The 4,442-nt window shown below is 63.2% G+C and carries 3 protein-coding genes; all 3 read left to right on the forward strand.

Features of this window, described 5'->3' with window-relative positions; genetic code table 11:
• The coding region (locus H6B10_RS12810) for a carbohydrate ABC transporter permease (protein ID WP_204651962.1) at positions 1-624 on the forward strand (624 nt) is incomplete at its 5' end.
• Positions 625-725: 101 nt separating this feature from the next.
• The gene (locus tag H6B10_RS12815) at positions 726-3,170 is read left to right on the forward strand and encodes a glycoside hydrolase family 3 protein (RefSeq protein WP_204651963.1); all 2,445 of its coding nucleotides are present in this window, start codon (positions 726-728) and stop codon (positions 3,168-3,170) included.
• Between the two features lie 1,087 nt (positions 3,171-4,257).
• Positions 4,258-4,442: alpha/beta fold hydrolase (locus tag H6B10_RS12820; RefSeq protein WP_430661763.1), on the forward strand; the 185-nt coding region annotated here is incomplete at its 3' end.

Consider the following 4,442-nt stretch of genomic DNA (forward strand, 5'->3'; position numbering starts at 1 on the left):
ATCAACAGCCTGATCGTCTCCAGCTGCTCGGCGGCGCTGTGCACCTACTTCTCCGCCCTGACGGCCTACGGCCTCTATGCCTACCAGTTCAAGCTGAAAAAGGTGGCATTCACCTTCATCATGGCCATCCTGGTCATGCCCACCCAGGTCACCGCCATGGGCTTCCTGCGGTTGATGACCAACATCGGCCTCTACGACTCGTTGCTGCCCCTCATCATTCCCTCCATCGCGTCCCCGGCGGTGTTCTACTTCATGTACAGCTACCTGGAGTCCTCGCTGCCGCTGTCCCTGGTGGAGGCCGCCCGCATCGACGGTTCCGGTGAGTTCATGACCTTCAACCGCATCGTGCTGCCCATCATGAAGCCCGCCGTGGCGGTGCAGGCCATCTTCACCTTCGTGGGTTCCTGGAACAACTACTTCGTTCCCGCCCTCATCATCCAGTCCAAGGACAAGATGACCGTTCCCATCCTCATCGCCACCCTGCGCGGCGCCGACTATATGAACTTCGACATGGGCAAGATCTACATGATGATCACCGTGGCCATTGTGCCCATCATCATCGTCTATCTGTTGCTGTCCAAGTACATCATCGCCGGCATCACCCTGGGCGGTGTCAAGGAATAAACTGCTTTTTCCTTTTTTCTCCTGTTGTGCGGAAGACCGTCATAGTATCCTGCTATGGCGGTTTTCCGCGTGCTATCCATCATTTCGAGAGGAACCATCTTATGCAATCTGCACACAGCTACAGCGGCAGCCGCCGGGCTGCCCCCTCCCCCCGGGAAAAACGCCACGCCGCCCTGGCCCGCAAGGCGGCCGCCGCGGGCATCGTCCTGCTGCGTAACGACGGCGTGCTGCCCCTGGCCCCCGACAAACCGGTGGCACTCTTCGGCGCCGGCGCCGGACATACCGTCAAGGGCGGCATCGGCTCGGGAGATGTGAACAACCGGGCCAATGTGTCCCTCTATGAGGGACTCAAGGCCGCCGGGGTTCCCCTTACCAGCGAGGACTGGATCACCTACTATGAGGCGCTCTACCACCGCGCCCGTCTGGCCTGGAAAGAGAAGATCCTGGCGGACGCCAAAACCGTGGAAAACCCCTTTGACGCCTACGCGGCCAACCCCTTTGTGCTGCCCCAGGGCCGTCCGGTGGCCCTGCAGGACCTGATCGAGGCCACGGCGGCGATCTATGTGATCAGCCGCATCTCCGGCGAGGGCAAGGACCGCACCCCCACCGCGGGGGACTACCTGCTCAGCGAGAGGGAAACCGCCGACCTGCGCACCCTGAACGAGGCGGGCCTGCCCCTGGTGCTGGTCCTCAACGCCGGGGGCCCGGTGGAACTCACCGACCTGCTGGCGGAATACCGCCATCCCCTGGCTGTTTTGCAGATCTCCCAGCCGGGGCAGCAGGGCGGCGAGGCCGTGGCCGACATCCTGCTGGGCAAGGCCGTGCCGGAGGGCAAGCTCACCGCCACCTGGGCCAAACGCTACGCCGACTACCCCTGCGCCGATACCTTCGGGGCCTGCAACGGTGACCTGGAAAAAGAACTGTACACCGAGGGCATCTATGTGGGCTACCGCTGGTTTGACAGCTTCGGCATCGAACCTCTCTTCGGCTTCGGCCACGGGCTTTCCTACACCACCTTTTCCACCGCCTTCACCGCCCTGCGCCCCGGGGACCACGGGGTGGAGGTGGACCTGACGGTGACCAACACCGGGGACCGGTTCACCGGCCGGGAGGTGGCCCAGCTCTACGCCGCCTGCCCCCAGACCGGCACCGCCCGGGAATACCGGCGGCTGGCCGGCTTTGCCAAGACCCACCCCCTGCCCCCCGGGGAGAGCCAGACCGTGACGGTGGCCGTACCCGCCAAACAGCTGGCGGTGTTCCTGCCCGGGCGCGGCGCCTGGGTGATCCCCGCCGGGGTCTACACCCTCTTTGCGGGGGGCAGCCTGGCAGAGGCCGCTCCCTGCGCCCACCTGACGGTGGCGGAGGAAGTGGTGCTGGAAACCACCCATCCCATCTGCCCGTTGCACCATCCCTTCGGGGAAGTGGGCCCTGCCGCCCCGGCCATGGAAAAAGCTGCGGCGGCCGCGGCCCTGGACCTGCCCGCCTTCCCCTTTGCGCCGCTGCCCGATGACGCACCGGTTCCGGCCCCCGTGCCCCTGGCCGACGGCCCGGTGGAGGAACTGGTGCCCCTGCTCTACGGCAACATTACCCAGGGCGCCAGCACCCTGGGGTCGGCGGGCATCCGGGTGCCCGGCTCCGCGGGGGAGACCTCCGAGGCGCTGGAAGCCTCCCGTGGGGTGCCCTCCCTTATCATGGCGGACGGCCCTGCCGGGCTGCGGCTGCGGCAGAGCTACCAGGTGGACCCCGCCGACGGTGGGGTGATCCCCACCGGGGTGCTGGGCTCGCTGGAAAACGGATTCCTGGACGCCCCCCGTCATCTGGAGGGCGCTGACACCTACTACCAGTTCTGCACGGCCTTCCCGGTGGGCACCGCCCTGGCCCAGAGCTGGGACCCCGCCCTGCTGGAGGAATTCGGCCGGGCCATCGCCGCCGAGATGGCGGAGTTCCATATCGACCTCTGGCTGGCGCCGGGCATGAACATCCAGCGCAACCCGCTGTGCGGCCGCAACTTTGAGTACTATGCCGAGGACCCGCTGCTTTCCGGAACGCTGGCCGCCGCCGTCACCCGGGGCGTCCAGGCGGACGGCACCCGGGGGGTCACCATCAAGCATTTTGCCTGCAACAACCAGGAGGACCACCGCATGGGGGTGGATGCCCGGGTCTCCGAGCAGGCCCTGCGGGAGATCTACCTGCGCGGCTTTGAGATCGCCGTCAAGACGGCGGCCCCCGCGGCGCTGATGACCTCCTACAACCGGATCAACGGGGTGCAGGCCGCCAACAACCGGGACCTCTGCACCGTGGTGGCCCGGGGCGAGTGGGGCTTTGACGGCCTTATCATGTCGGACTGGAACACCACCGTCCCCGCCGACGGCAGCGAGCCCTGGCGCTGTGCCGCCGCCGGCAATGACGTCATCATGCCGGGCAATCCCCACGATGACGCCGACATCCGGGCCGCCCTGGCGGACGGCCGTCTGACCGAAACCGATGTACGCGCCTGCGCGGGCCGCCTGATGGCCCTGGCCCGCCGCCTGACCAACGGCCGGTAACTTCTGCTTTCCCGGGAAAAGGTGCGGCCCCGGCGATCTTGGGGAGAAGACCGCCGGCCCCCTGCACCCCTTTCCCTGGAACGACCGCAGGCTCTTCACCGAACGGTGAAGAGCCTGCGGTTATTTTTGTGCCCGACCAACGGGATCTCTTGTCCCGAAGCGTATCGGACCTTGCGCGGTTTGATGGTCTCCGGATTGTATGACAAAACGCGGTTCCGTCAGTCAAGCGGGCCGGGAAACAGGCTAACAGTTATTCTGCCCTGCTTGGCAACTTCCGTCTGGTAGAAATCCATCATCAACCGGATTTTCCTTTTGCAAAGACTTCCCATTGTATTGCAGGCAGGAAACTGTTGCCGGAATTCTAAAAAAGAACCGTACGGGGTGGGAACCACGCATCAAAAACACATTTCAAAATCGCGTTTACCTTTTTATTTTTTGCGTAAAAACGCACAACTGGAACTGTTACATAGCTCAGCTGTTCTCAGATCAGTCGTCCATAGTCCAGTTGGGCGTAGTGGTCTGGTCGGAGAACTGTGACGCACAGGCAAATAGCATGATACAGCGCCGGAAATTGTGTGGTGTGCACAACTTCCGGCGCTGGTTGTGGTGGTTATAAAAGAATGTTGGAACGTACAAAACGATACACGGAACCGGCTGGGAAGAAGGAGTAGTCAGAGAGGGGCAAGCCGTCCCATCTTGCCTGAATCGGCAGATCCGGCCTGTGGATCCTCCCGGTCACCTGTATGAGCCCGCACAAGAAACAGACCTCTCTGCCCCCTGCGCGGGGCGGAAAGGTCTGTTTGCCTATCGAAGGACGGAGCCTCAGGCCTCGGTAAATACCTTGGCCATGATCTTCCAGCCGTCCGGGCCCTTCTTCAGGGCGTGGAAGTCCACATAAACGGTACTTACCGCAGAGAAAGTGTCCTGCCCACAGCAAAGCGCCGGAATCTGTGCAAGGTGTACAGATTCCGGCGCTGATTTTTGTGAGTGCAAACAGAGGCTGGGGGCTGTCCATTCTGCGCCAAGGGGCTGTGCTTTTCCCCGCCCTGCTGTATAATGAAAGCAGAAATCGCAGGAGGTGACTGCCATGCAGGAAAGACTCTACGCAACGCCCTGTGGCAAGATTCATTACTGGGTGAATCGTGACTGCGGCCCCGAAGCCATCACCCTGGTTTTTCTGCCAGGGCTGACCGCTGACCATCGGCTGTTTGACAAACAGATTGCCTGTTTCGAAGGGAAATACAATCTGCTGGTATGGGACGCCCCCGGCCA

Source organism: Gemmiger formicilis (assembly GCF_016901605.1).
Taxonomy (GTDB): domain Bacteria; phylum Bacillota; class Clostridia; order Oscillospirales; family Ruminococcaceae; genus Gemmiger; species Gemmiger formicilis_B.